Here is a 22707-nt window from a genome sequence, read left to right on the forward strand (position 1 = left end):
GCCCTAGCGCGTCGCGTTGTAGCGCAGCTGGTCCTGGGTCAGCTGAAAACCCAGGAGATGCTCGAACGTAGCGGTGGCAACCGCATCCCGGATCTTGGGATCGGACAGTGGATCGATTGCCGCATCGGCGTCCCCGGGGCGCCGCTCACGCGTGAGCTCGCGCTGAACATCCGCAGGAAGCGCGGCCGCGGAGCGCGCAACGCGGATAACGGACTGCCCGCGGCCCTGACCCCGGACGCTGCCGGCCGCGAAATCGACCGCGACCGCGCCGACCCGCTTGGCCACGACATTGGTCCCACCCTGCGTGGCGACCGAAAAGATCGGCAGCACCACCTGACGCGCCTGGGTCGGATCGCGCCGCGTCGCCACGACATCGTAGCTCGCGGTCGAGACAAGGTAGGCGCCCTCCTCGGTACAATTCGAGCGTACGTTGGTGATTGCCGCGCTAACGTCGATCGCAGCCGCCGTACGGAAGTTCACCGGATCGAACAGGGTGATGTCGCCCGTAGCGGCCGGGATGGCCACCTGCGGACAGCCGGTGCGCTTTACGTAGACGCCCCCCGCGGTGATCTCGCCCTGCCGGGAACAGCCGGTCAGCAGAAGGGCAATCGTCAGGGGAACGAAGAGCGCTCTCACGTGGGTAATTCCTTGCAGTCGGTCGCCGGCCTTCTAGGAACCGCCTAGCAGTCAGGCAAGCAATCGCTTACATCGCCGCCATGCCGTCTTCCCGCCCGCCCCTCCAGGTCATCATCGCCGCGCCGCGCGGGTTCTGCGCGGGCGTGGACCGCGCCATCCGTATCGTGGAGCTGGCGATCGAGCGCTACGGCGCACCGGTCTATGTCCGGCACGAGATCGTTCATAACAAGTTTGTGGTGGACCGGCTGCGGGGCCTCGGCGCGGTGTTCGTCGAGGAGCTGGAAGAAGTTCCCGACGGCGTGCCGGTAGTCTTTTCGGCGCACGGCGTGCCGAAGTCCGTGCCTGCGGCGGCGCAGGACCGTGGCCTCGACTACCTGGATGCCACGTGCCCCCTGGTGAGCAAGGTCCACCGCCAGGCCGAGCGGCTGATCGAGACCGGCCGGCACATCATCTTCATCGGCCACGCGGGACACCCCGAAGTAATCGGCACCTTTGGCCAGGTTCCGGAGGGCAGCATGACCCTCGTCGAAACCATCGAGGATGTGGCGAGGATCGAGCCCGCGGACCCCGAGAACCTTGCCTTCCTCACCCAGACCACGCTTTCCGTGGACGACACCTCCGCTATCGTCGGTGCATTGCAAGCTCGTTTCCCGTCCATCCGCGCTCCTCGGGGCGAAGACATCTGCTATGCGACCTCCAACCGTCAGGCAGCCGTGAAGCAGATCGCGCTCCGCTGCGAACGCATGCTGGTGATCGGCGCTCCCAACAGCAGCAATTCGCTCCGGCTGGTCGAGGTGGCGGAGCGGGAGGGCGTGCCCGCTCGGCTGATCCAGCGCGCAAGCGAGATCGACTGGGAGTGGCTTGGACAGCCGGCCAGCCTTGGCCTGACAGCCGGTGCCTCGGCACCCGAGGTTCTGGTGCAGGAGGTGCTAGAGGCGCTCGGCACCCGATTCGACGTGCATGCCGAGGAAGCCGAGCACACGCGCGAGGCGCTCACCTTCAAGCTGCCCCGCGAACTGGTCGCGTGAATCTTCATGAGCGAGATGGTTAAGGTGGAGATGTTCACGGACGGCGCTTGCCGGGGGAATCCCGGTCCCGGCGGCTGGGGGGTGCTGATCCGTTCCGGTGAGCGGGAGAAGGAGCTCTCCGGCGGCGAGCCGCTGACCACCAACAATCGGATGGAACTGCTCGCTGCCATTCGGGGGCTTCAGGCGCTGACTCGACCGTGTCATGTCCTGCTTCATACGGACAGCATGTACGTCCGCGACGGCATCACCAAGTGGGTGCACAACTGGCGCCGCAACGGCTGGCGCACGTCCGACAAGAAGCCGGTCAAAAATGCCGAACTCTGGCAGGAACTCTGCGCCGCGGCCGAACGGCACCGGATCGACTGGCGATGGGTTCGCGGCCATTCGGGACACCCCGAGAACGAGCGGGTGGACGTTCTTGCCTGCGCCGCCGCCGATACCTTCAGGAAAAGCGCCTAACCGAACCGCGCTGGATCGTAAGGCGACGGATCGACCGGCGGTACCCGGTCCCGCAGGATCAGCGCCGCGCAGAGCTCCGCTGCAGCGGGAGCGGTCTGGATGCCGAACCCGCCTTGCCCCGCGCACCAAAAGAAGCGGGGCTCTCGCACATCATGGCCGAATACGGGCAGCCGGTCCGGCGCGAAGGTCCTCAGCCCCGCCCAGCTGCGCTCCACCCGCTCCACAGGCCAGTCCACGACATGCTCGAACCGATCGATCGCGACAGCGATATCCAGCTCCTCGGGTGCCGCGTCACATGGGTCCGTATCGATTTCGTCGTGCGGGCTGAGCCAGATCGAGCGATCCCCTTCCCCCTTGAAGTAAAAGCTTCCATCCGCACCAACGATCAGGGGGAGCCGTGACAGGCCCGATCGTCCGACACGCAGTTGGACCATCGTCCGGCGCTTCGGAGCAAGGCCAAGTCCCCTCACCCCGCTGCTTTTCGCGACCTCGTCGGCCCAGGCTCCTCCAGCGTCGACCAGCAGTTCGCAATGGACTGCGCTGCCATCGGTCAGGCGGACGGCCCACTCCTCCCCCTGCCGCCGCGCCTGGACGAGGCCCGCGCGGGTGCGAACCTCCCCGCCATGTCGGCGGACTGCGGCCAAGAAAGTGGCATGCAGCCGGGCAACATCGATGTCGGCAAGGGATGGCTCACGCAGTCCGTGCCTCCAGTCGGGTCGGAGACCTGGCAACACCTTGTCCAGCGCGCTCCGATTCAGCGGCTCGCCAACGCACCCGGCGACCAATTCGATGTTCTCCCCGGCACGGGCAATATGGATAGCGCCACGCGGCGAGAGGTATCCCCCGGCCTCGAGCATCGGCCGGCTTGCCCGGGTCAGCGGCGCGACCTGTGCGCCGCCATAACCCTCGTGCCAGAAGGCTGCCGAACGGCCGGTGGAATGATGCCCAGGCTGATCCTCCGTCTCGACCAGCAGTACGCGGCGGTGCGGAGCCAGCGCGGCGCCAAGGCTGGCGCCGGCGATCCCGGCTCCAACGATGAGGATGTCCACTGAAGTCACGTCCCGTGCTGGTTACGGTTTGGAAAGCCCCGCCGTCTAGACGGTGAAAATGATGAATCTGCCGTTCACCGTCTTGCTGCCTGCTATTCTCGCGGTTCTGCTGGTCGTCGCCGCGATCATCGACGCGCGAACCTACCGCATCTCCAATCGCCTGAATTTCACGATCGGTGCGCTGGCCCCCGCCTACTGGTGGGCTTTGGGTTTGCCGCTCTGGCCAGACGTGGCGGTGCAGCTAGGCGTTGCCGCGCTGGTGTTCGGGCTGCTGGCGGGCGCTTTCTACGCGGGCATGATGGGCGGTGGGGACGTCAAGCTCGCGGCCGCCGTGTCGCTATGGTTCCCGCCCTTCTTTGTCGCGAAGTTCTTGGTCTGGATGTCGATCGCAGGCGGATTGCTCACGCTCGCCCTCCTGCTCGCTCATCGGGTCCGGCGCCAACCAGGGCGCCCGAAAGTGCCTTACGGCATCGCAATTGCGACGGCCGCGCTCACGATTCTGGCCGAACGATATCTTAACCATTTTGCCTGATGTCTGACACCATTGAGTGGACCCTTTCTGGGGAGGCGTTTGCGCCATGGATGTGAAGAAGATCGCGCTTCTGGTCGGAGCGTTGCTGGTTGCCGCGGTGACCGCCGTGTTGGCCAAGAACATGTTTGCCGGGGCCAGCGCGCCTGAGGCCACCGCTGCTGTTGCGGCTCCCGTGGGGCCCAAGATCCTGGTGGCCCGCAAGGCACTAGCGGTCGGCACCATCGTGGATGCGGAGTCCTTCACCTACCAGCCTTGGCCGGAGGAGCTGATGCAGAGTGCCTACTATACGGAAGGCAGCCCTGACTCAGATCCCAGCAAGCTGATCGGTACGGTTGTTCGCAATCCCGTGACCGCAGGCCAGCCGCTGACCCGCGGCACCCTGGTAGGTCCGCAGGACCGTGGCTTCCTGGCCGCGGCGCTGGGCCCGGGCATGCGCGCCATCACCATCAAGACCGACAGCGACACTGGCGGTGTCGGCGGGTTCGTCTTCCCGGGTGACCGCGTCGACCTCGTCCTGACCCAGGAGGTCGAGGGTGGAGGCGATGGTCCGCCGCTGAAGGTTTCCGAGACGATCGTCCGCAACCTGCGGGTCCTCGCCATCGACCAGAAGGTCGACAGCAAGGGCGAAGACGGCAAGACAGAGATCCTGAAGCCAGATACGGTGACGCTCGAGGCAACTCCCCGGATCGCCGAGAAGATCGCTGTGTCGCAGGCGATGGGCAAGCTGTCCCTCTCGCTCCGCTCCATTGCCGATACCACGGCGGAGCTCGAGAGGGCGGTCGCCTCGGGTGAGGTCAAGCTGCCTAACAGCCGGACTCCGGCCGAAGAGCGCAGCATGATGCTTGCTCTTGCCAACCGTCCGATCGACACGGCGACGACATATACCACCGGCGGCGATGTGTCCCGCTTCCAGCGTCGCACGGTTCCGGCCAAGCCGGCCGACCGCTCGGCCCAGGCCGCGGATGCGCTCACCAAGTTCGCCGGCGCCCTGTCCGGCAACCCGGTCGCGGCGACCGGCGCCGGCGGCGCAGGCATTCCCGCCGGCCCGGTGGTCCGCGTCGCTCGTGGCAACAACGTCAGCTACGTTCCAGTGGGGGCTCGTTAAGATGATCGCCAACAAGACCCGCCGCCAGTCGCGCCTGGGCACTGCCCTCGCCGCCCTGGCCCTCGGCCTCGGCACCGCCGCGACCCTCGCCAGCCCGGCCGCCGCGCAGCCCATGGCCGCGCGACCGTCGGAAACGCTGAACCTCAGCCAGAACACCGGGACATTGGTGCGCCTGTCCTCGCCGATGAGCGATCTCTTCGTCGCCAACGACAAGATCGCCGATGTGCAGGTCCGGTCTTCCAACCAGCTGTACGTGTTCGGCAAGGAGCGTGGTGAAACGACTGTCTACGCCACGGACAAGAATGGCCGGGTAGTCTATGCCGCCAACGTCCGCGTCGGAAACAACATCAGCTCGGTCGACGAGATGCTGCGCATGGCCATGCCGGAAGCGAGCATCCAGGCGACCCCGATGAACAACCTGGTCCTGCTGACCGGCACCGTCGCGTCTCCTGAAGATGCGGCCGAGGCTCAGCGGCTCGTCCAGGCCTATGTGGGCGACGGTACGCAGATCGTCAGCCGGGTTCGCACCGCTACGCCGCTGCAGGTGAACCTCAAGGTGAAGATCGCCGAGGTGAACCGCACCCTGCTGAAGCAGATTGGCGTGAACCTCCTCACCAGCACGCAGGGCGGTTTCAAGCTCGGCGTTCTTCAGGGCCAGGGCATCTACCTGCCGGAGCCCGGTGGAGAGCAGGACGGCGCGGGATCGATCATCCGGAGCCCGATCGGCTCCACCATCTCCGGTGTCGGCAAGCTGTTCGGCATGGATATCATCAGCTCGCTCGACCTGGCCGCCACGGATGGTGTCGTCACCCTGCTGGCCGAGCCGAACCTGACCGCTCTTTCTGGTGAGACTGCCAGCTTCCTGGCCGGCGGTGAGTTCCCGGTGCCGGTCAGCCAATCGCTTGGCGCGATCTCGATCGAGTACAAGCAGTATGGCGTCGGGCTGGCCTTCACGCCGATCGTCCTTGCCGACGGCCGCATCTCCATGCGGGTCCGGCCGGAAGTCAGTGAGCTGTCGAACGAGAATGCCGTTCGGTTGAACGGCTTTCTGGTCCCGGCCATTACGACACGTCGAGCGGAAACGACGGTGGAGCTGGGCTCCGGCCAGAGCTTCATGATCGCCGGCCTGCTCCGAAATGCGAACGCGAACGATGTCGAGAAGGCGCCTTTCCTTGGCGACCTCCCAATCCTCGGCGCCCTGTTCCGCTCGACGCGCTACCGCCGCGCGGAAACGGAACTCGTGATCGTGGTGACCCCGTATTTGGTTCGCCCGGTGTCGGGTCAGCTCGCGCTGCCGACCGACGGCTACCGGGCTCCGACGGATCCGGAGCTGAACTGGGAAGGGCAGACCTTCAAGGGGACCTCGGGTCCACGCCCGGCCGCCAACGCGGTTGCCCGCCCCGGCGTCAGCGTTTCCGCAGGTGCGGCTCCGGCCGCAGCCACTTCCGCCCCCGCCAGCCCGGGCTTCAAGCTGTGATGCCGCGCGCAAAGAGAGGATCGACGATGCGTACCAACCTTCTCCTGGTGCTACTCGCCTCCGCTTCGGTGGGTGCGTGCGCCTACAAGCCCGGTGATGATCCGGCGCGAGGCCTGTCCGCCGTGAACGAACCGGTGGTCGCCCGCAGCGACTATGTGTTCGATGCGGCAGCACCTGGCGGCAGTCTGCCGGTCAGCGAAGCCGCACGCCTCGAAGCATGGTTCCGCGGCCTCGATCTGGGCTATGGTGACACGATCAGTGTCGATGGGCCCTACGCCGACGCAGCTCGGGCCGATGTCGCGCGGATCGCCGGCCAGTTTGGAATGCTGGTGACGAGCGGGGCACCGGTCACCGCGGGCATAATCCCCGAAGGGTCGGTCAGGGTTGTGGTCAGCCGGACCCGCGCGGATGTGCCCGGCTGCCCCAACTGGAGCGACCCGGCACTCCCCAATTACAACAATCGGACCATGTCGAACTACGGATGCAGCGTGAACGGCAACCTCGCCGCCATGGTTGCGAACCCCAACGACCTGATCCATGGCCGGGAGGGTAGCGGCGTCACCGACGCCGCCACCGCCTCCCGTGCAGTCCAGTCGTACCGGACCCAGCGCCCGACGGGTGAGCAGGGTCTGCAAGACATTCAGACGAAGAAGGAGGGCAAGTAATGAACGCGCCGTTTCAGGCCCGCGCGGGCCTTCGCGACCCGTTCACCGCCTTCGTGTGCGACGACGCCACTGCCGACATGCTGCGGCCGGTCGCTGTCGAACACGGCTGGAGTCCGGAAAAGGTCAACAAGGGTGGGCTGCGCAATGCGGTCCAGTCCTTGTCCGTTTCGGCGTCCCCGAACATCCTGTTCGTGGACCTGTCGGAATCGGCTGACCCGTTGAACGACATCAATGCGCTGGCAGAAGTCTGCGAACCGGGCACGATCGTGATCGCGGCCGGCCAGGTAAATGACGTGCGTCTCTATCGGGACCTCGTTGCCAGTGGCATCCACGATTACCTGCTGAAGCCCTTCAGCGTGGACCAGCTGCGTGACACCTTCGCGAACGCCCAGGCGATCCTGTCGGGGCCGCGCGGGGAAGCGCAGGTCGACAAGCCGCATGTCATGTCCACGGTCATCGGCGTCCGCGGAGGCGTGGGCGCATCGACGATCGCGACATCGCTCGCATGGCTGCTCGGGGACAAGGCGCATCGCACGACGGCGCTGCTCGACCTCGATATTCACTTCGGGACGGGCGCCTTGGCGCTCGACCTGGAGCCGGGTCGCGGCTTGACAGATGCGATCGAAAACCCGAGCCGTATCGACGGTCTGTTCATCGAGCGGGCCATGGTCCGCGCCAATGAGCGGTTGTCGGTCCTCTCGGCGGAGGCCCCGATCAACCAGCCGCTGATCACGGACGGGACCGCCTTCTTCCAGCTCCAGGAAGAAATGCGGAACGCCTTCGAGTCGACGGTCCTCGATCTGCCGCGCCACATGCTGATCCAGTTTCCGCACATGGTTCATGACGCGCATGTCGCAGTGGTCGTGGCGGAACTGACCCTCGCCGCGACCCGGGACACGATCCGGATCCTGGCTTGGCTCAAGTCCAACGCACCGCAGACCAAGGTCATTGTCGTCGCCAACCGGGTTCCCTCGGGCGGCGCGCTCGAGATCAGCCGCAAGGACTTCGAACAGTCGATCGAGCGCTCGGTGGATGTCGTGATCGCGGAGGATGGCAAGCTTGCGGCGCAGGCTGCCAAGCTCGGCAAGCCGGTTGCGGAGGTTGCAGCCGGCAAGGCCGCTGCCCCTTACGCGGCGCTGTGCAACATGGTCCTGAGCCATGCCACGGAAGAGGGTGCATCCGAAGCGAAGGGTGCAGCCGCAGCCAAGTCGCTGGTGGATAACCTCAAGTCCATGTTGTCGAAGCCGAAGCAGGCGGCGGCAGCGTGACGAACCGGAAGGCATCGGACGGGTTCGAAACCCGTCCGGTCCTTCCCACGACCCTGAATTGAAGGACGGGCTTGATGTCGATCATGGTCATCATCTTGGCGGGGGGAGTGCTGGGTGCACTCGCGCTGCTCATCAACGCCTTCCAGGGTCCCTCGGCGTCCAAGGCGACCAAGCGCCGCCTGGAGATGATCAAGGAACGGCACGCCGAAGGCATTGCCGCCCACGCCAATGCGCAGATTCGCAAGCTGTTCGCGAAACAGCAGAGCCGCGCTGATAGCTGGGCCTCGACCCTGCTCCCGAAGCCCGCACTGCTGCGGCAGCGCCTGGAACGCACCGGCCGCAGCTGGAGCCTCGCTCAGTTCGCCATGGTTTGCGGCGGCATCGTGGTGACGGTCACGCTTCTGATGCTCACCCGCGGCGCGCCGATCCCGCTGGCTATCCTGGTCGGCTGCTTCGTCGGGGTCGGTCTCCCGCACTTTGTGGTCGGGAAGCTGATCAACCGCCGCATTGCTAGGTTCACCGCCAACTTCCCTGACGCCATTGAACTGATGGTTCGCGGCCTTCGTTCGGGTCTCCCGATCACCGAAACCTTGGGCATCGTCTCCAGCGAGGTTCCCGATCCGGTCGGGTCCGAGTTTCGCGCTGTCGCGGACAAGATGAAGATTGGTCGCACGATGGAAGCGGCTCTTCAGGAAACGGCGGACCGCCTCGGCACTCCCGAGTTCCAGTTCTTCGTCATCACCCTCGCCATCCAGCGGGAGACCGGCGGCAATCTTGCCGAGACGCTGTCGAACCTTGCCGACGTGCTCCGAAAGCGCGCCCAGATGAAGCTGAAGATCAAGGCCATGAGTTCGGAATCGAAGGCTTCGGCCATGATCGTGGGCGCACTGCCCTTCATCGTCTTCGGGCTCGTCTACATGATGAACCCCGGATACATGGCCGGCTTCTTCACGGATGACCGACTGATCATCGCAGGCCTCGGCGGGCTTCTTTGGATGAGCATCGGCGTCTTCGTCATGGCCAAGATGGTCAACTTCGAGATCTAAGGGACCAACGACATGCAGCCTGCAGCAGGCCCCACCCTTCTCGGCGTCGATGTCATCTGGGTTGCCACAATCCTCTCGGGGGTGGCGACCATGGCGGTGCTGATCGCCATCTACGCCGCAACGACAGTCAAGGATCCGATGGCCCGCCGGGTCAAAGCGCTGAACGAGCGGCGCGAGCAGCTCAAGGCAGGCATCGTCGCGTCCACCAACAAGCGCAAGAAGCTGACCAATCAGAATGCGGCGGCGGACAAGGTCCGCGGCATCCTGTCCAGCTTCAAGATGATCCAGGACGATCAGCTGAAGAAGACTCAGGTCAAGCTGATGCAGGCGGGCATCCGCGCCAAGGACCTGGCCTTCTTCATCATCTTCGCCCGTTTCGTGCTCCCGGTGGTCCTCGGGGCGCTGGCAATCCTGTTCATCTACGTGCTCGATTTCTTCCCCGATTGGGGCGGGATCAAGCGCTATGCCGTTACCGCCGGCACGCTGGTGCTCAGCTACAAGGCGCCGGACATCTGGCTGAAGAACAAGGTTACAAAGCGCAGCCATGCCGTGCGGAAGGGCCTGCCGGACGCGCTGGACCTGTTGGTCATCTGCGCCGAGGCCGGCCTGACCGTGGACGCCGCATTCGGCCGTGTCTCCCGCGAACTGGGGAAGGCCTACCCTGAACTGGGTGACGAGTTCGGCCTGACCGCCATCGAGCTGGGCTTCCTCAACGAGCGCCGTCAGGCCTTCGAAAACCTGTCGACCCGCGTCGACCTGGAAGCGATCCGCGGCGTGGTCACTACCATGATCCAGACGGAGAAGTACGGCACGCCCCTCGCCTCCGCCCTGCGGGTGCTGTCGGCCGAGTTCCGCAATGAACGCATGATGCGCGCGGAGGAGAAGGCCGCGCGGCTCCCGGCGATCATGACGGTTCCGCTGATCCTGTTCATCCTGCCGACCCTGTTCGTCGTGATCCTCGGTCCGGCGGCCTGCTCGATCAGCGACAGCTTCCTGAACGCCAAGTAAGGTCAGATTCATTCCTCTCCCGGCTCGCGCTGGGAGAGGAACAAATATCCCGCTCCCTCGCTTTGACTTCGTATCGGCGACGCAATGAGGGATGGACGGATGCTGACCTTCACGACGGACCAATGGGTCATCATCGGCCTGGTCTTCGTCCTCGGCCTGCTCGTGGGCATGTGGATGACGTCCGGCGGACGGCGCAAGTGGAAGACCCGCTACAACGAGGAACTCGAAAAGCGGCGAGTGCTCGAACGCGACCTGAAGGATCGCGAGACGCACTGGAACTCGCGCGAGAAGGAATGGCGTGAGCGCGAGACGTTGATGGCCGCGGGCCGCCGGGATCGCGACGGCGACGGCTACCCCGATCGGCGTGGCGATGAACGACCGATCATAGGTCGTCATCCAGAGGACGAGCGCCGCTAACCTCACCCAGTTCACAAACGGGCTCCCGTTGCGGCGGGAGCCTGTTCTTGCGTTCAGGCCTGGTGGATGGCCTTGGTCACCTGGTAGCTCTGGAGACCCTCGACGCCGCCTTCACTGCCGAACCCGCTATCCTTGATGCCACCGAAGGGCGCGTCCGCGACGGAGATGGCGAAGGTGTTGATCCCCACCATCCCACTCTCGATCGCGTCGCCTAGCAGGTTGGCCCGGCGGCCGTTCTCCGTGAACACGAAGGCGGCGAGGCCGTAAGGCAGCCGGTTGGCCTGCTCGATCGCCTCGTCGACCGTCGCGAAGGAGCGCATCAGGGCGAGAGGACCGAACGGCTCGTTGTTCATCGCCTCGGCGTCCAGCGGCACGTCGGCCAGCACGGTCGGCTGGAAGAAGTAGCCGCCCTCCCCGCGCTCACCACCGGCCAGCACCTTGGCTCCCTTGGCCTTGGCATCTTCGACCAGCCCGGCGATCGCCGGGATGCGGCGCTCGTTGGCAAGCGGGCCCATGCGCGTGTCTGCTTCGAGGCCGTTGCCGACCTTCAGCGCGCGCGTGCGCTCCGCGAAGCCGCGCTGGAAAGCGTCGTAGATCCCTTCCTGCACATAGAAGCGGGTGGGGCTTACGCACACCTGTCCGGCGTTCCGGAATTTCTGCGGCACCACGGCGTCCAGCGTCTTCTCGAGGTCGCAATCGTCGAAGATCAGCACCGGAGCGTGACCGCCCAGTTCCATGGTGATGCGCTTCATGCCATCGGCCGCGAGCTTCATCAGGTGTTTGCCCACGGGAATGGACCCGGTGAAGCTCACCTTGCGGATCACGCGCGACCCGATGAGATGGCGCGAGACCGTGTCCGGAACGCCGTGCACCAGCTGGAAGACCCCGTTGGGAATACCCGCGTCCGCAAGCGCCCGACCCATGGCGCCCGTGCTTCCAGGTGTTTCCTCGGGCGGCTTGGAAATGACCGAGCAACCAGCCGCCAAAGCTGCGGCCACCTTCTTCGCCAGAAGGTAGATCGGGAAGTTCCAGGGCGTGAAGGTCGCCGTGGGACCGACCGGCTGCGGGATTACGATCGAGCGCTGACCGGTCGGGCGGACCAGCACGCGGCCGTAAGCGCGCTTCGCCTCTTCCGCAAAGAAGTCGAACATCTGCGCTGAGCCGATGACTTCTCCGACGGACTCGGCGATCGGCTTGCCCTGCTCCTGAGTCAGGAGCGCGCCGATCTCCTGGGCACGTTCGCGCAGCAAATCGGCGGTCTTGTGCAGGATCGCCGCGCGCTTTTCGACGTCCGTGGCCCGCCAGAGCGGCCAGGCGCGGTCCGCCGCACCCAGAGCTTCGTCGAGATCGCCGGTACTGGCCAGCGGCACCTCGGCGATGGTTCCGCCGGTGGCAGGGTTGATAACCGGCATGGCGTCGCGGTTCTCGCCCGCACGCCAACTACCATCGATGAAGAGCTTGAGGTCTGCTTGATAGGTCATGGCCCCTGCCTACTCCTCTCGCCCTTGCCCGCCAAGCGGGGTCCGGTTAGGCCGAGCCAGTCCGCGTTCACGCTGAGCCTTCGAAGCGTGATCGCCACTCATTGTGACTTCGCGCCCTTCGACAGGCTTAGGGTGAGCGCACGTAGGAGATCGAGAGAATGACCAAGCAGGAACTCGTCCAGAAGATGCAGGAAAACAGCGCCTACCTGCCGGGCAAGACGGTCAAGCTCGACTTCGGCGACGAAGGCGCAATCATGCTGGACGGCAAGGCCAACCAGGTTTCCGAGGATAATGGCGCGGCGGATACCACTATCAAAGTCAGCTGGACCGACTGGCAGGCCATGGCTGCCGGCCAGCTTGACGGGATGACCGCCTTCATGACCGGCAAGCTCAAGGTCGAGGGCGACATGAGCAATGCGATGCAGCTTCAGGGCGTACTCGCGAAGCTGCGTTAGACGCTGTGACAGGCGAAGTTGAACCTACTTTCAAGTTCGCCTAACCGCGCCCCGAGGAGGGCTCATGGCCAGAAAAATCTATCCCGACGCCAAGGCGGCGCTTGATGGTCTGCTGCATGACGGCATGTTCATCGCGGCCGGCGGCTTCGGGCTGTGCGGTATTCCCGAGCGGCTGATTGACGCTGTGGTAGCGAGCGGGGTCAAGGACCTCACCATCGCCTCAAACAATGCCGGCATCGACAACGAAGGGCTCGGAAAGCTGCTGCGCACGCGTCAGGTCACGAAGATGATTTCGTCCTACGTCGGTGAGAACAAGGAATTCGAGCGACAATTCCTCTCGGGGGAGCTCGAAGTCGAGTTCTGCCCACAAGGCACGTTGGCCGAGCGGATGCGAGCCGGGGGTGCGGGCATTCCGGGCTTCTATACAAAGACCGGAGTGGGCACGAAGGTGGCCGAGGGCAAGGAGGTGAAAAGCTTCGATGGCGAGGACTACATCCTCGAACGCGGCATTCGCGCGGACCTATCGATTATCAAGGGTTGGAAGGCGGACGAGGCCGGCAACCTCGTCTTCCGCAAGACCGCCCGCAACTTCAATCAGCCGGCAGCAACCTGCGGAAAGATTTGCGTTGCGGAGGTCGAGGAGATCGTGCCTGTTGGCAGTCTCGATCCGGACGGTATCCACCTCCCCAGCATCTACGTGAAGCGGCTCATCCTAGGCTCGCCCTACGACAAGAAGATCGAGTTTCGGACCGTTCGCCAGCGGGAGGCTGCATAATGACCGCCCACGACCACCTTACCAAGGGCTGGACGCGCGACGAGATGGCGGCCCGTGCAGCCAAGGAGCTGCGTGACGGCTTCTATGTGAACCTGGGCATCGGCATTCCGACTTTAGTCGCGAACCACATCCCAGATGGGCTCGAGGTCACGTTGCAGTCCGAGAACGGAATGCTAGGCATTGGCCCGTTTCCTTATGACGACGAGGTCGATCCCGATCTCATCAACGCCGGCAAGCAGACGATCAGCGAACTGGACTCATCGAGCTACTTCAGCTCGGACGCGAGCTTCGCTATGATCCGCGGGGGACATATCGATCTCACCGTGCTCGGCGCCATGGAGGTCAGCCAGGGCGGCGACATCGCCAACTGGATGATCCCGGGCAAGATGATCAAGGGCATGGGTGGCGCCATGGACCTCGTCGCGGGGGTCAAGAAGATCATCGTCGTCATGGAGCATGCCTCCAAGAACGGCGATCCGAAGTTCATTCCGGAATGCACTCTGCCCCTCACCGGCAAGAACGTGGTCGACATGATCATCACGGACCTCGCCGTTTTCCAGCGGCCGGATCATCGGAGCCCGTTCAAGCTGATCGAACTCGCGCCAGGGGTGACTGCCGACGAGGTGCGGGAGAAAACGACGGCGAAGTACGAAGGGTGAGGTTTCCGTCACCTCGGGCTTGACCCGGGGTCTGCCTGCCTTCCACTGAGCAGAAGAACAAGGCGGATCCCGGCTCGAGGCCGGGATGACGGAGGCCAATCCATGCGCGCACTGCTTTCCCACGAGCCCGGCGGTCCCGAGACCCTCAAGCTTGCGGACCTTCATGACCCGGTGCCGTCCGCAGGCGAGCTCCTAGTCCGCGTGCATGCGGCAGCCATCAACTACCCCGATGTCCTGATCATTGAGGACAAGTACCAGTTGAAACCGCCTCGGCCGTTCGCTCCAGGGGGCGAGATTGCCGGTGAGGTCATCAGCGTCGGTGAAGGAGTGACGGACTGGAATGTGGGCGACCGCCTGATCGCGGTTCCCGGTTTTGGTGGACTGGTCGAGAAGATCGTCATCCCCGCCAGGAGTGCGTTCCGGCTGCCCGAAAGCCGCAGCTACACCGAAGGCGCAGCGCTGCTGCTGACCTACGCGACCTCCATTCACGCCCTCTGGGATCGGGGCCGGCTGCAGGCAGGCCAGACCCTGCTGGTGTTAGGCGCGGCGGGCGGAGTGGGACTGGCGGCCGTTGAACTCGGCAAGGCTCGCGGCGCGCGGGTCATTGCAGCCGTGTCCTCCGAGGAAAAGGCCGAGGCCGCCCGTAACGCCGGCGCTGACGAGGCCATCGTCTACCCGCGCGGCCCGTTCGATCGAGATGCGCGCAAGGCTCTCGCGGACCTATTCAAGAAAGCGGTGGGGGCGTCCGGGGCCGACGTCATCTATGACCCGGTGGGTGGCGATTATTCCGAACCTGCCCTGCGTGCGATCGCGTGGGAAGGCCGCTACCTGGTCGTCGGGTTCCCGGCAGGCATTCCGAGACTCCCGCTCAACCTCACTCTGCTGAAGAGCTGCGACGTGTGCGGGGTTTTCTGGGGGGCCTTCGCAATGCGCGACCCGGAGGCGAATGCCGCGCATGTCGAGGAGTTGTTCCGGCTCTGGGACGAGGGCAAGATCCAACCGCTCGTCAGCGCCACCTATCCGCTTGAGAAGGCTGGAGAGGCTATCTCCGCCATGGCCGCCCGTCAGGTGATCGGCAAGCTTGTCGTGGAGATTGCGTAGCCCTTTCCAGCTGTTGCCTTTGTGCATCAGTAACCCGCCAGATGGGTCTGCGGGTGAAACCTTCCATCACCCCTCCCGTTTCGGCGGTGCGGATTTCACATAGAGAAGGGTATCCACCATGCGCAAAATCTTGCTTGCGGCAGTTGCGAGCGCGGCCATCGCCACGCCAGCACTGGCCCGCGACGGCTCGCCATATTTCGGCGTCGAAGGGGGCATCCTCTTCCCGCGTGACAATGATGCGGACGTTTCCGTCGACTATACGACGACCCAGACTCCTGCGACGCCGGCGGGTCCGGCCGGTCCGCTGGACACCACGTACAATGATGCATTCGGCATCGAGTACAAGCGCGGCCTCGATCTCGATGCGATCGTCGGTTACGACTTCGGCTTGATCCGCCTCGAAGGCGAGCTTGGCTGGAAGCGCGCGAAGCTGGACGAACTCGGCGTCAGCAGCACCTTTGTCACTGGCCTGAACACCGGCCTTAACTACACCGGTACCGACGCGCTGGTTGCCACCGACTTCGACCTGGATGGTGACGTTAAGGTCCTGTCCGGCATGGTCAACGCCCTGCTCGACTTCGGTGACGAGGACGGTCTGTCCTTCTACGCCGGTGCGGGTCTTGGCCGCGCGCGCGTCAAGGCGCTTGGCGACAAGGACAGCGCCTGGGCGGGCCAGCTGATCGCCGGTGCTCGCTATGCGCTCAGCTCGAACGTGGATTTCGGCCTGAAGTATCGCTACTTCCGGACACGCAACCTGAACTTCACGAACGACGGGTTCACGACGCTCACCGGCACACCGCTGACGACGAACGTCGACGTTGGAGGCGTGATCACCCCGGTGACGCAGACCACCACGGCGGACATCTTCGCGGATGCCGAGCAGAAGTTCCGGTCGCACAGCCTGCTGGCGAGCCTGATCTTCAACTTCGGTGGCACCGAGGCCGCTCCCCCGCCGCCTCCGCCACCGCCACCCCCGCCGCCGCCGCCTCCGCCGGCTCCGGCAACCCAGACCTGCCCGGATGGCTCGGTTGTGCTGGCAACGGACACCTGCCCCGTGCCGCCGCCTCCGCCGCCTCCGCCGCCGCCGGCACCTGAGCGCGGCTAACGGTCGGACCGACCATCCCTACCGGCACGTCCAACGCATGTGGCGTGTCCAACCTTCGGCCGGGCGTCTTCGGACGTCCGGCCCTTTTCGTGCCGTTGCCTCCATGCGAGGCACCGCCTATCTCCGCCCCAATCATCATCCGGGGAGCAGAGCCATGACGACCTTCGACGATCGCGAACGCGCATTCGAAACCAAGTTCGCGCACGACGAGGACATGCGGTTCCGGATCACTGCGCGGCGCAATCGGCTGCTCGGCGAGTGGGCTGCCGGCTTGATGCAGCTCTCGCCTGCCGAAACCGAGGCCTACGCCAAGGACGTGGTCCGGGCCGACTTCGAGGAAGCCGGGGACGAGGACGTCATTCGCAAGGTGCTCGGCGATCTGACCGGCGCCGGGGTGGACATGGATGAAGCACGTATCCGCGAACAGCTGGGGCATCGCGAAGTGGAAGCTCGCCGCCAGATCATCGAGGCGACCAACCTCTGATGCCCATGCCGGCAACCGAAATCGAACAACTGATCCGCTCCGCCATCCCGGACGCGGAAGTGACGATCCGAGATTTGGCGGGCGATGGCGATCACTACGCGGCCCGCGTGGTGAGTGCGAGCTTCGCGGGGCTCAGCCGTGTGCGTCAGCACCAGAAAGTCTACGCAGCACTTGGGGGGCGCATGGGCGGAGAGCTTCATGCACTGCAACTCGAAACCGCAGTGCCGCAAGGAGAGTGAAGTGAGTGATGTGACGGAGCGGCTCGACCAGATCGTCCGCAGCAATGACGTGGTGCTCTTCATGAAGGGCACCGCCCTGTTCCCGCAGTGCGGCTTCTCCAGCCGAGCCGTGGCCATTCTCGACCATCTCGGCGTGCCGTTCGAGACGGTTGACGTGCTGCAGGATCAGGAGATCCGGCAAGGCATCAAGGAATACTCCGACTGGCCGACCATCCCTCAGCTCTATGTGAAGGGTGAGTTCGTCGGCGGCTCGGACATCATGATGGAAATGTTCCAGAACGGCGAGCTGCAGCAGCTTGTCGGCAAGACCGAGGCCTGATCGTCATCGCCAGGATTGGATACGAAGAAGGGACGGAGCGCGGGACCAGAAACCGCTGCACCGTCCCTTCTTGTTTGGCGTGGAACCAAAGTGGACGCCATCAGAGTAGCACGCGTCGTGCCAAACTCGAGAGAACGTTAGAAAACCGCCAATTCTCTGATTTGAGTTCGCATGATCTGTCTCGGCAGTGTCAGTTTTCCCGACAGATCGTGCGGTTGAGGGTTTACGGCACTTCGGCCGCGCTCGACGGTTTGCACGCATGATGCTGAAGCCAGCTTTTCCCTTGGATCATAGCCCCGAACGCCTGTTCTGCGACCTGACGCAGAGCTGGTCAGCCGTCGGCGGTGGTGTGGGTACCTATCTCCGCCGAAAGCGGGCCCACATTCTGGAGAATACTTCGCATCGGCACCTGATGATCTTGCCCGGGACGCAGGATCGCATCGAAGAGGATGGTCGCGCGATCACCGCCTGGGTCCGGTCGCCGAACGTTCCGTTCAGCCCGAACTACCGCCTCCTCCTCCGCAATGGAGCCGTTCGACGCGTGCTGGGCCAGTTCATGCCGGACGTGATCGAATGCCAGGACGCCTACAACCTGCCATGGGCGGCCTTGGGCCACCGCGAGCAGCATCCCCATACCGCCCTGGTCGCAGGCTACATGACCGACTTTCCGACGGTTTACGTCGAACGGCCGTTCCAGAAAGTGGTCGGGCGGGCGGCAGCACGGGCCGCGGGACGTCTGTGCTACCGCTATTGCGGAAATCTCTACCGCCAGTTCGACGCGGTCTATGCTTTGTCCAATTACGGCGGAGGCAACACGCTTCGCGGGCTCGGCGTCGAGAATGTCTTCATCCTTCCGCTCGGTGTGGAGATGGGGGACTTCTCTCCGTCCCTGAGGGACTGGGAACTGCGCCGCTCGCTGGGGGTCGGCGATGATCAGCCGCTCCTGATCTACGTGGGCCGACTCGACATCGAGAAACGTCCCGACATCGTGGTCGAGGCGCTGCGGCAGTTGCCGTCCGAACTCGGGGCGAAGCTGGTGGTGTTGGGAGACGGCCCGTTCCGCCAGCAATTTGAGGCTCTCAAGGATTCCAGGATTATCACCCCCGGATTCGTAAACGACCGCCCAACACTCGCCCGGTGGCTCGCCAGCAGCGACATCTACGTGTCCGCCATGCCGAACGAGACCTTCGGGGTCTCGGTCATCGAGGCACAGGCCTCCGGTCTTCCGGTCGTGGGCGTTGCTGCCGGAGCAATGCTGGAGCGTGTCTTGCCTGGGATGGGTCGCTTGGGACCTGTGGGGGATAGTACGGCAATGGCAGCCAACATCCTGGAGGTCTGGCGCGGTGACCATCGCGCGATGGGAGAAGCTGGGCGGGATTATGTCGCGGGCGAGTTCACGTGGCGCCACAGCATGGACGTTCTGTTTGGGAACGTGATCCCTGCAGCTATGGCTCGCCGGCATGGTCATGAAACGATTGCGGCGACACCAGCAACTGCACCGCTGGCTGCCGCCTGACGAGAGCCGTTCAGCCGCGGTTTAGATCGCGGGCGGCACCTCTGCGCTGACGCGACGCATCGAGGAGGGCAGCATGCTTCATCTGTTGGTAGCCATGGCCATGGCAGCGCAGGAGGTTCCGACCCCGCCTGTTCCGCCCGTGCCTGAAGCCCCGCTTGCTGGAGAGGGGCCGAAGACAACCATCGTCGAGATCCACCGCGTCGACGGTTCTAACGGCAAGACCTCGCCACTGCCGCCAGCTCGAAGCCGCCCGGTCACCTGCGAGGGTCATAAGTTCGAGTTCACCGCCGCCAGCGGCGACGATCCGGCGAAGCGGCACAAGAGTCGCATCGTCCTGTGCAGCGAGAAAGGTGCCAGCAACGCACGCATCATTGCCATGCTCGAAGACGCGGCCCGCAGGCTGGAGAGCAACGAGCAACTTCCAGCGGCGAACCGTGACAAGATCGTGTCGGACATCCGGGCCAAGGCCGCGGAGCTGAAGAGCCGAAGCTGACTTTGCCTCACCTGTGTGTCCGTGGCAGGGCAGGGTCATGGACGCGCCGGCCGGAGAGCTGATCATCGCGGAGCCGGGGATCGCCCGGCTGCTCGCGCCAAATCCGTCAGCCTACACGTTCACCGGCACGCAGGTTCACCTGGTCGGCGAGTCGGAACTGGCGATCATCGATCCCGGACCGGAGATCCCCCAGCATGTCGACGCGCTGCTCGCAGCCATCGCCGGCCGGCCGGTTGTTGCCATCCTGGTCACTCACACCCACCGCGATCACAGCCCCGCGAGCCGGGCCCTTGGGCAAGCAACGGGTGCCCCCATCATGGGCTGCGCCCCGCTGACGCTGGATGAGGGCACGCGAGCGGATGCGGGCTTCGATCACCATTACTCGCCCGACCGGGTGCTCGGCGAAGGGGACGGGATCCAAGTGGATGGCAGGAGGCTGACTGCGGTGTTCACGCCGGGGCATACCTCCAACCACCTGTGTTTCGCCGACGAAGCGAGCGGCGCGCTGTTCACCGGCGACCATGTGATGGGCTGGTCCACCAGCGTGGTGATTCCGCCGGACGGGAACATGGGCGATTACATGCGGAGCCTGGAGAAGCTCCGCCAAAGGTCGGATCGCATCTACTACCCTGCCCACGGAGAGCCGGTGACCGATCCGCAGCGGCTGGTCCGCGGCATGCTGACCCACCGCGTCCAGCGTGAACGGCAGGTTCTGCGTCTGGTCGGGGAAGGCAATCGGACAGTCGAGATGATCGTGCACGCGGCCTATCCCGGAATCGACCCGCGGCTCGTTCCGGCGGCGGGTGCCTCGGTTCTCGCGCACCTCCTGGACCTTCGGGAGCGTGGACTCGTTCAGTCGCAAGACGAGCAATGGACCCCTTCCGACTAACCCCCTCCTCCCGAAAGGGATTGTCCGTGCGAGCCCTGATTTGGGGCGCGCTAGCGATCGCGGCACTGATTGGTCTCGGCTATTATCTGGCGCGGCACGAAGACCGGCAGGTGCAGCAGGAGGTCGAGGAAAGTGAACTCGACAGGCTGGTCGTTGCCCTTCGTGAGAACCGGAATCGGCTGGAGGTGTATCGCCTATCAGGGCAGGTCACGACCAACCGCGAAACCCGCGGCGGTATCGGCAACATCCTGGAAGGCGAGATGACCGTACGACAGCCCTGGTCGGTGAGCTACTTCGTCGACATGGGCGACCTTGGCCTCGATGGTTATGTCTGGGACGAGCGCACGCGGACGCTGCTGGTGCGGGCGCCGGCGGTGCGGCCCGCGACCCCGAACATCGACGAGAGCCGGCAAGTGGTCGCCTATGATGGCCCGCTGATCACGCGCGACATGCAGACGCAGTTGCGCCAAGGAGTGGCGATCGGCGCGCGCCAGCAGGCCCAAGCGGAGGCGGCCAAGGCGGAAAACCTGGCTGCGGCGACGCGCGCCGCGCGGGAGGCGGTCGGGCGCAACTTGCAGACCCCGCTGAAGGCGGCGGGGCTAGGCGACATCAAGGTGGTGGTGCGCGCGCCGACGGATGGCCAACAGGGCAATGCAGAGCGCTGGGATGTCAGCCGCTCCATCGCGGAGGTGCTGGAGGAACGCGCAGCGTCCCGCTGACAAGCATCGGCGCTCATGCTGAATAGCCGCGCAAGCGGCATGTCGAAGCACCAGCCACTTTCGATACGTGGTTATTCGGCTACTCAGGGTGGACGGGTCGGAGGACCCTTTCGTTTCTTCGTGCGGCAAACCATATGACGCGCATGACCGCACCAGTCCAAAGCCTGAAGGGCGTCGACCTGCTCGGCGAGATCACGCGCCTGAAGAAAGAGCGCAACGCCGTAATCCTGGCGCACTATTATCAAAAACCCGAGATCCAGGACCTCGCCGACTTCGTCGGCGACAGCCTCGACCTGTCGCGCAAGGCGGCCGCGACGGACGCCGACGTGATCGCCTTCTGCGGCGTGCGCTTCATGGCTGAGACGGCCAAGATCCTGTCACCCGAGAAGACCGTCATCCTGCCCGACATGGACGCGGGCTGCTCTCTCGAGGACAGCTGCCCACCCGACCAGTTCAAGGCATTCCGCGAAGCCCATCCAGATCATATCGCGCTGACCTACATCAATTGCTCGGCCGCTGTGAAAGCGCTCTCGGACATCATCGTTACGTCGAGCAGCGCGGACATCATCCTGTCGCAGATCCCCAAGGAGCAGAAGATCATCTTCGGCCCGGATCGGCACCTCGGCGGCTATCTGGCGCGCAAGACCGGGCGCGACATGCTGCTATGGCCCGGCGTGTGCATCGTGCACCAGGCGTTCAGCGAAACGGAGCTGCTGAAGCTCAAGGCGCAGTACCCGGATGCGCCGGTCGCCGCCCACCCCGAATGCCCGCCGCAGATCGTCGACCATGCGGATCTCGTCGGCTCAACCAAGGCGATCCTCGACTTCGCGACGCACAGCCCGAGCAAGGTGATCCTGGTCGCGACGGAGCCGCATATCATCCACCAGATGGAGAAGGCTGCGCCTGACAAGACCTTCATCGGCGTGCCCGGCGGGGACGGCAACTGCAATTGCAACATGTGCCCGTACATGGCGCTGAACACGCTGGAGAAGCTCTACGTGGCCCTCCGCGACCTGGAACCGCGGATCAAGCTCAAGCCCGAGATCATGGACGGCGCTCGCGTCCCACTGGAGCGCATGCTGGAGATGGCGGGGCGGACGGTGGGCCAGGGTGACGTCGGGCGACCGGTGATTGCAAGCACCTGACTCAGCAGTCGCTTTCCTGAACAAGTTCCCGAAGTTTTCCTGGTGAGGGGAGTTTTGTGCAATCGGGTCCGAGCCGTGGGATCGGCCGGGCGACGCTTTTATGATCTGCTGAAGCAGTATCAGCTGAAGCAGTATCAGCTGGTGGCGTGGCCAGCCGCGCGAATGTTCACAATGTTCACGGTCGTGCGGGTTTGCGCCCGAGTGGTTTGGTGATGCGAAAGAGCCTACGGCCGAGCCGCGGGACAGCTTCGAGCAGACGCGATCCTATTGTTCAATGATCGTGTGAATGTCCGTTATGGGTGGAAAGCGGATCTAAGCAGCAGCGCGCCGGAAGCGGGCTGGCTGACCGCCGAAAGTCAGATCGAGTGCATCACCGCTCACCTTGAAGTGCGTGGATTGCCGGTCGGGGTGCGACGGCTGATCAGTGATCAAGACATTCCCAACGACACGATATGTTAGCAGTATGATTTGATCCTTCTCCTGCCCCTTGACGATGTAGATAAGATTACCGCGCTCATCGAACTCAAGGGCCGCGTCCCCGTAGGCTTCAACGGCAGCGGTATCAGTCGGATCTACCTTCCATCGACCAAGCAACTCATGGCCGGTCGCCTCGCTCTTTCTGAACCATCCCATCAAG

At 64.5% G+C, this 22707-nt stretch carries 27 protein-coding genes; 23 read left to right on the forward strand and 4 right to left on the reverse strand.

The genetic code is table 11. The annotated features are described in order from the left end of the window. Positions 1-3: 3 nt before the first annotated feature. Positions 4-636 carry a hypothetical protein gene (locus tag JT720_RS01210; protein WP_205478738.1) on the reverse strand — a complete coding sequence of 211 codons (633 nt, stop codon included), beginning with the start codon at positions 634-636 and terminating at the stop codon, positions 4-6. Positions 637-716: 80 nt separating this feature from the next. Here JT720_RS01210 and ispH point away from each other — a divergent pair, with 80 nt between their 5' ends. Then, a complete protein-coding gene (ispH, locus tag JT720_RS01215; protein WP_205478740.1) occupies positions 717-1664 on the forward strand; it encodes a 4-hydroxy-3-methylbut-2-enyl diphosphate reductase in 948 nt (315 codons plus the stop codon). Between the two features lie 6 nt (positions 1665-1670). Continuing rightward, positions 1671-2123: a ribonuclease HI gene (rnhA, locus tag JT720_RS01220; RefSeq protein WP_205478742.1), complete on the forward strand. Its 453-nt coding sequence runs from the start codon at positions 1671-1673 to the stop codon at positions 2121-2123. Here rnhA and JT720_RS01225 read toward each other — a convergent pair. Beyond that, the gene (locus tag JT720_RS01225; protein WP_336511921.1) at positions 2120-3172 is read right to left on the reverse strand and encodes an NAD(P)/FAD-dependent oxidoreductase; all 1053 of its coding nucleotides are present in this window, start codon (positions 3170-3172) and stop codon (positions 2120-2122) included. The genes rnhA and JT720_RS01225 overlap by 4 nt on opposite strands. A 61-nt stretch (positions 3173-3233) precedes the next feature. Between JT720_RS01225 and JT720_RS01230 the strand changes: the two genes are divergently transcribed. The 8 genes from JT720_RS01230 (at position 3234) to JT720_RS01265 (ending at position 10690) form a co-directional block, all read left to right on the forward strand. Next, positions 3234-3704, forward strand: a complete 471-nt coding sequence (locus tag JT720_RS01230; RefSeq protein ID WP_336511922.1) for an A24 family peptidase — start codon at positions 3234-3236, stop codon at positions 3702-3704. A 46-nt stretch (positions 3705-3750) separates the two neighbouring features. Then, positions 3751-4809 carry a Flp pilus assembly protein CpaB gene (gene cpaB / locus JT720_RS01235; RefSeq protein WP_205478749.1) on the forward strand — a complete coding sequence of 353 codons (1059 nt, stop codon included), beginning with the start codon at positions 3751-3753 and terminating at the stop codon, positions 4807-4809. Between the two features lies 1 nt (position 4810). Further along, positions 4811-6286, forward strand: coding sequence for a type II and III secretion system protein family protein (locus tag JT720_RS01240; RefSeq protein ID WP_205478750.1), 1476 nt, complete (start codon positions 4811-4813; stop codon positions 6284-6286). Positions 6287-6312: 26 nt separating this feature from the next. Continuing rightward, positions 6313-6951: a CpaD family pilus assembly protein gene (locus JT720_RS01245; RefSeq protein WP_205478751.1), complete on the forward strand. Its 639-nt coding sequence runs from the start codon at positions 6313-6315 to the stop codon at positions 6949-6951. After that, positions 6951-8219: a CpaE/TadZ family protein gene (locus JT720_RS01250; protein ID WP_205478752.1), complete on the forward strand. Its 1269-nt coding sequence runs from the start codon at positions 6951-6953 to the stop codon at positions 8217-8219. Before JT720_RS01245 ends, JT720_RS01250 begins: the two co-directional genes overlap by 1 nt. Positions 8220-8293: 74 nt before the next feature. Beyond that, positions 8294-9265 carry a type II secretion system F family protein gene (locus JT720_RS01255; protein ID WP_205478753.1) on the forward strand — a complete coding sequence of 324 codons (972 nt, stop codon included), beginning with the start codon at positions 8294-8296 and terminating at the stop codon, positions 9263-9265. A 12-nt stretch (positions 9266-9277) separates the two neighbouring features. Next, positions 9278-10273, forward strand: coding sequence for a type II secretion system F family protein (locus tag JT720_RS01260; protein ID WP_205478754.1), 996 nt, complete (start codon positions 9278-9280; stop codon positions 10271-10273). A gap of 99 nt (positions 10274-10372) precedes the next feature. After that, positions 10373-10690, forward strand: a complete 318-nt coding sequence (locus JT720_RS01265; RefSeq protein ID WP_205478755.1) for a hypothetical protein — start codon at positions 10373-10375, stop codon at positions 10688-10690. A gap of 53 nt (positions 10691-10743) precedes the next feature. Here the strand turns inward: JT720_RS01265 and JT720_RS01270 are convergent, their stop codons facing one another. Beyond that, positions 10744-12171: an NAD-dependent succinate-semialdehyde dehydrogenase gene (locus JT720_RS01270; protein ID WP_205478763.1), complete on the reverse strand. Its 1428-nt coding sequence runs from the start codon at positions 12169-12171 to the stop codon at positions 10744-10746. Between the two features lie 158 nt (positions 12172-12329). Between JT720_RS01270 and JT720_RS01275 the strand changes: the two genes are divergently transcribed. From JT720_RS01275 to nadA, 13 genes are all read left to right on the forward strand, one after another. Then, entirely contained in the window at positions 12330-12626 is a 297-nt protein-coding gene (locus JT720_RS01275) for an SCP2 sterol-binding domain-containing protein (RefSeq protein WP_205478764.1), read from the forward strand. A gap of 64 nt (positions 12627-12690) precedes the next feature. Then, the gene (locus tag JT720_RS01280; RefSeq protein ID WP_205478767.1) at positions 12691-13401 is read left to right on the forward strand and encodes a CoA transferase subunit A; all 711 of its coding nucleotides are present in this window, start codon (positions 12691-12693) and stop codon (positions 13399-13401) included. Further along, positions 13401-14060 (forward strand): 3-oxoacid CoA-transferase subunit B, encoded by a 660-nt coding sequence (locus JT720_RS01285; RefSeq protein WP_205478769.1) that lies wholly within the window; start codon positions 13401-13403, stop codon positions 14058-14060. The genes JT720_RS01280 and JT720_RS01285 overlap by 1 nt, the downstream gene beginning before the upstream one ends. A gap of 102 nt (positions 14061-14162) precedes the next feature. Next, positions 14163-15161, forward strand: coding sequence for an NADPH:quinone oxidoreductase family protein (locus JT720_RS01290; RefSeq protein ID WP_205478771.1), 999 nt, complete (start codon positions 14163-14165; stop codon positions 15159-15161). Between the two features lie 118 nt (positions 15162-15279). Beyond that, entirely contained in the window at positions 15280-16266 is a 987-nt protein-coding gene (locus tag JT720_RS01295; protein ID WP_205478773.1) for an outer membrane protein, read from the forward strand. 154 nt (positions 16267-16420) lie between these two features. Continuing rightward, positions 16421-16750: a DUF1476 domain-containing protein gene (locus tag JT720_RS01300; RefSeq protein ID WP_205478774.1), complete on the forward strand. Its 330-nt coding sequence runs from the start codon at positions 16421-16423 to the stop codon at positions 16748-16750. Beyond that, a complete protein-coding gene (locus JT720_RS01305) occupies positions 16750-16989 on the forward strand; it encodes a BolA family protein (RefSeq protein ID WP_205478777.1) in 240 nt (79 codons plus the stop codon). Before JT720_RS01300 ends, JT720_RS01305 begins: the two co-directional genes overlap by 1 nt. A gap of 1 nt (position 16990) precedes the next feature. Then, positions 16991-17308 (forward strand): Grx4 family monothiol glutaredoxin, encoded by a 318-nt coding sequence (gene grxD, locus JT720_RS01310; RefSeq protein WP_205478784.1) that lies wholly within the window; start codon positions 16991-16993, stop codon positions 17306-17308. 259 nt (positions 17309-17567) lie between these two features. Further along, on the forward strand, positions 17568-18824 hold the full coding sequence (locus JT720_RS01315; protein WP_205478786.1) for a glycosyltransferase: 1257 nt from the start codon (positions 17568-17570) through the stop codon (positions 18822-18824). A 73-nt stretch (positions 18825-18897) separates the two neighbouring features. Beyond that, positions 18898-19317 (forward strand): hypothetical protein, encoded by a 420-nt coding sequence (locus JT720_RS01320; RefSeq protein WP_205478788.1) that lies wholly within the window; start codon positions 18898-18900, stop codon positions 19315-19317. Between the two features lie 37 nt (positions 19318-19354). Next, positions 19355-20206 carry an MBL fold metallo-hydrolase gene (locus JT720_RS01325; protein ID WP_205478790.1) on the forward strand — a complete coding sequence of 284 codons (852 nt, stop codon included), beginning with the start codon at positions 19355-19357 and terminating at the stop codon, positions 20204-20206. Positions 20207-20232: 26 nt separating this feature from the next. Beyond that, the gene (locus tag JT720_RS01330; RefSeq protein WP_205478792.1) at positions 20233-20925 is read left to right on the forward strand and encodes a hypothetical protein; all 693 of its coding nucleotides are present in this window, start codon (positions 20233-20235) and stop codon (positions 20923-20925) included. Positions 20926-21068: 143 nt separating this feature from the next. Continuing rightward, positions 21069-22070 (forward strand): quinolinate synthase NadA, encoded by a 1002-nt coding sequence (gene nadA, locus JT720_RS01335; RefSeq protein WP_205478794.1) that lies wholly within the window; start codon positions 21069-21071, stop codon positions 22068-22070. Positions 22071-22382: 312 nt separating this feature from the next. On the opposite strand, the gene JT720_RS01340 is transcribed toward nadA, so the two are convergent. Then, positions 22383-22703 (reverse strand): CHRD domain-containing protein, encoded by a 321-nt coding sequence (locus JT720_RS01340; RefSeq protein ID WP_205478796.1) that lies wholly within the window; start codon positions 22701-22703, stop codon positions 22383-22385. Between the last annotated feature and the right edge of the window lie 4 nt (positions 22704-22707).

The sequence above is a fragment of the Sphingomonas arenae genome (assembly GCF_016924655.1).
Classification (GTDB): Bacteria; Pseudomonadota; Alphaproteobacteria; order Sphingomonadales; family Sphingomonadaceae; genus Sphingomicrobium; species Sphingomicrobium arenae.

What these genes read in the sequence shown, in the direction of transcription:
- ispH (WP_205478740.1), top strand. Translation starts at nt 717, where the DNA reads ATGCCGTCTTCCCGCCCGCCCCTCCAGGTCATCATCGCCGCGCCGCGC.
- rnhA (WP_205478742.1), top strand. Translation starts at nt 1,671, where the DNA reads ATGAGCGAGATGGTTAAGGTGGAGATGTTCACGGACGGCGCTTGCCGG.
- JT720_RS01230 (WP_336511922.1), top strand. Translation starts at nt 3,234, where the DNA reads ATGAATCTGCCGTTCACCGTCTTGCTGCCTGCTATTCTCGCGGTTCTG.
- cpaB (WP_205478749.1), top strand. Translation starts at nt 3,751, where the DNA reads ATGGATGTGAAGAAGATCGCGCTTCTGGTCGGAGCGTTGCTGGTTGCC.
- JT720_RS01240 (WP_205478750.1), top strand. Translation starts at nt 4,811, where the DNA reads ATGATCGCCAACAAGACCCGCCGCCAGTCGCGCCTGGGCACTGCCCTC.
- JT720_RS01245 (WP_205478751.1), top strand. Translation starts at nt 6,313, where the DNA reads ATGCGTACCAACCTTCTCCTGGTGCTACTCGCCTCCGCTTCGGTGGGT.
- JT720_RS01250 (WP_205478752.1), top strand. Translation starts at nt 6,951, where the DNA reads ATGAACGCGCCGTTTCAGGCCCGCGCGGGCCTTCGCGACCCGTTCACC.
- JT720_RS01255 (WP_205478753.1), top strand. Translation starts at nt 8,294, where the DNA reads ATGTCGATCATGGTCATCATCTTGGCGGGGGGAGTGCTGGGTGCACTC.
- JT720_RS01260 (WP_205478754.1), top strand. Translation starts at nt 9,278, where the DNA reads ATGCAGCCTGCAGCAGGCCCCACCCTTCTCGGCGTCGATGTCATCTGG.
- JT720_RS01265 (WP_205478755.1), top strand. Translation starts at nt 10,373, where the DNA reads ATGCTGACCTTCACGACGGACCAATGGGTCATCATCGGCCTGGTCTTC.
- JT720_RS01270 (WP_205478763.1), bottom strand. Translation starts at nt 12,171, where the DNA reads ATGACCTATCAAGCAGACCTCAAGCTCTTCATCGATGGTAGTTGGCGT.
- JT720_RS01275 (WP_205478764.1), top strand. Translation starts at nt 12,330, where the DNA reads ATGACCAAGCAGGAACTCGTCCAGAAGATGCAGGAAAACAGCGCCTAC.
- JT720_RS01280 (WP_205478767.1), top strand. Translation starts at nt 12,691, where the DNA reads ATGGCCAGAAAAATCTATCCCGACGCCAAGGCGGCGCTTGATGGTCTG.
- JT720_RS01285 (WP_205478769.1), top strand. Translation starts at nt 13,401, where the DNA reads ATGACCGCCCACGACCACCTTACCAAGGGCTGGACGCGCGACGAGATG.
- JT720_RS01290 (WP_205478771.1), top strand. Translation starts at nt 14,163, where the DNA reads ATGCGCGCACTGCTTTCCCACGAGCCCGGCGGTCCCGAGACCCTCAAG.
- JT720_RS01295 (WP_205478773.1), top strand. Translation starts at nt 15,280, where the DNA reads ATGCGCAAAATCTTGCTTGCGGCAGTTGCGAGCGCGGCCATCGCCACG.
- JT720_RS01300 (WP_205478774.1), top strand. Translation starts at nt 16,421, where the DNA reads ATGACGACCTTCGACGATCGCGAACGCGCATTCGAAACCAAGTTCGCG.
- JT720_RS01305 (WP_205478777.1), top strand. Translation starts at nt 16,750, where the DNA reads ATGCCCATGCCGGCAACCGAAATCGAACAACTGATCCGCTCCGCCATC.
- JT720_RS01315 (WP_205478786.1), top strand. Translation starts at nt 17,568, where the DNA reads ATGATGCTGAAGCCAGCTTTTCCCTTGGATCATAGCCCCGAACGCCTG.
- JT720_RS01320 (WP_205478788.1), top strand. Translation starts at nt 18,898, where the DNA reads ATGCTTCATCTGTTGGTAGCCATGGCCATGGCAGCGCAGGAGGTTCCG.
- JT720_RS01325 (WP_205478790.1), top strand. Translation starts at nt 19,355, where the DNA reads ATGGACGCGCCGGCCGGAGAGCTGATCATCGCGGAGCCGGGGATCGCC.
- nadA (WP_205478794.1), top strand. Translation starts at nt 21,069, where the DNA reads ATGACCGCACCAGTCCAAAGCCTGAAGGGCGTCGACCTGCTCGGCGAG.
- JT720_RS01340 (WP_205478796.1), bottom strand. Translation starts at nt 22,703, where the DNA reads ATGGGATGGTTCAGAAAGAGCGAGGCGACCGGCCATGAGTTGCTTGGT.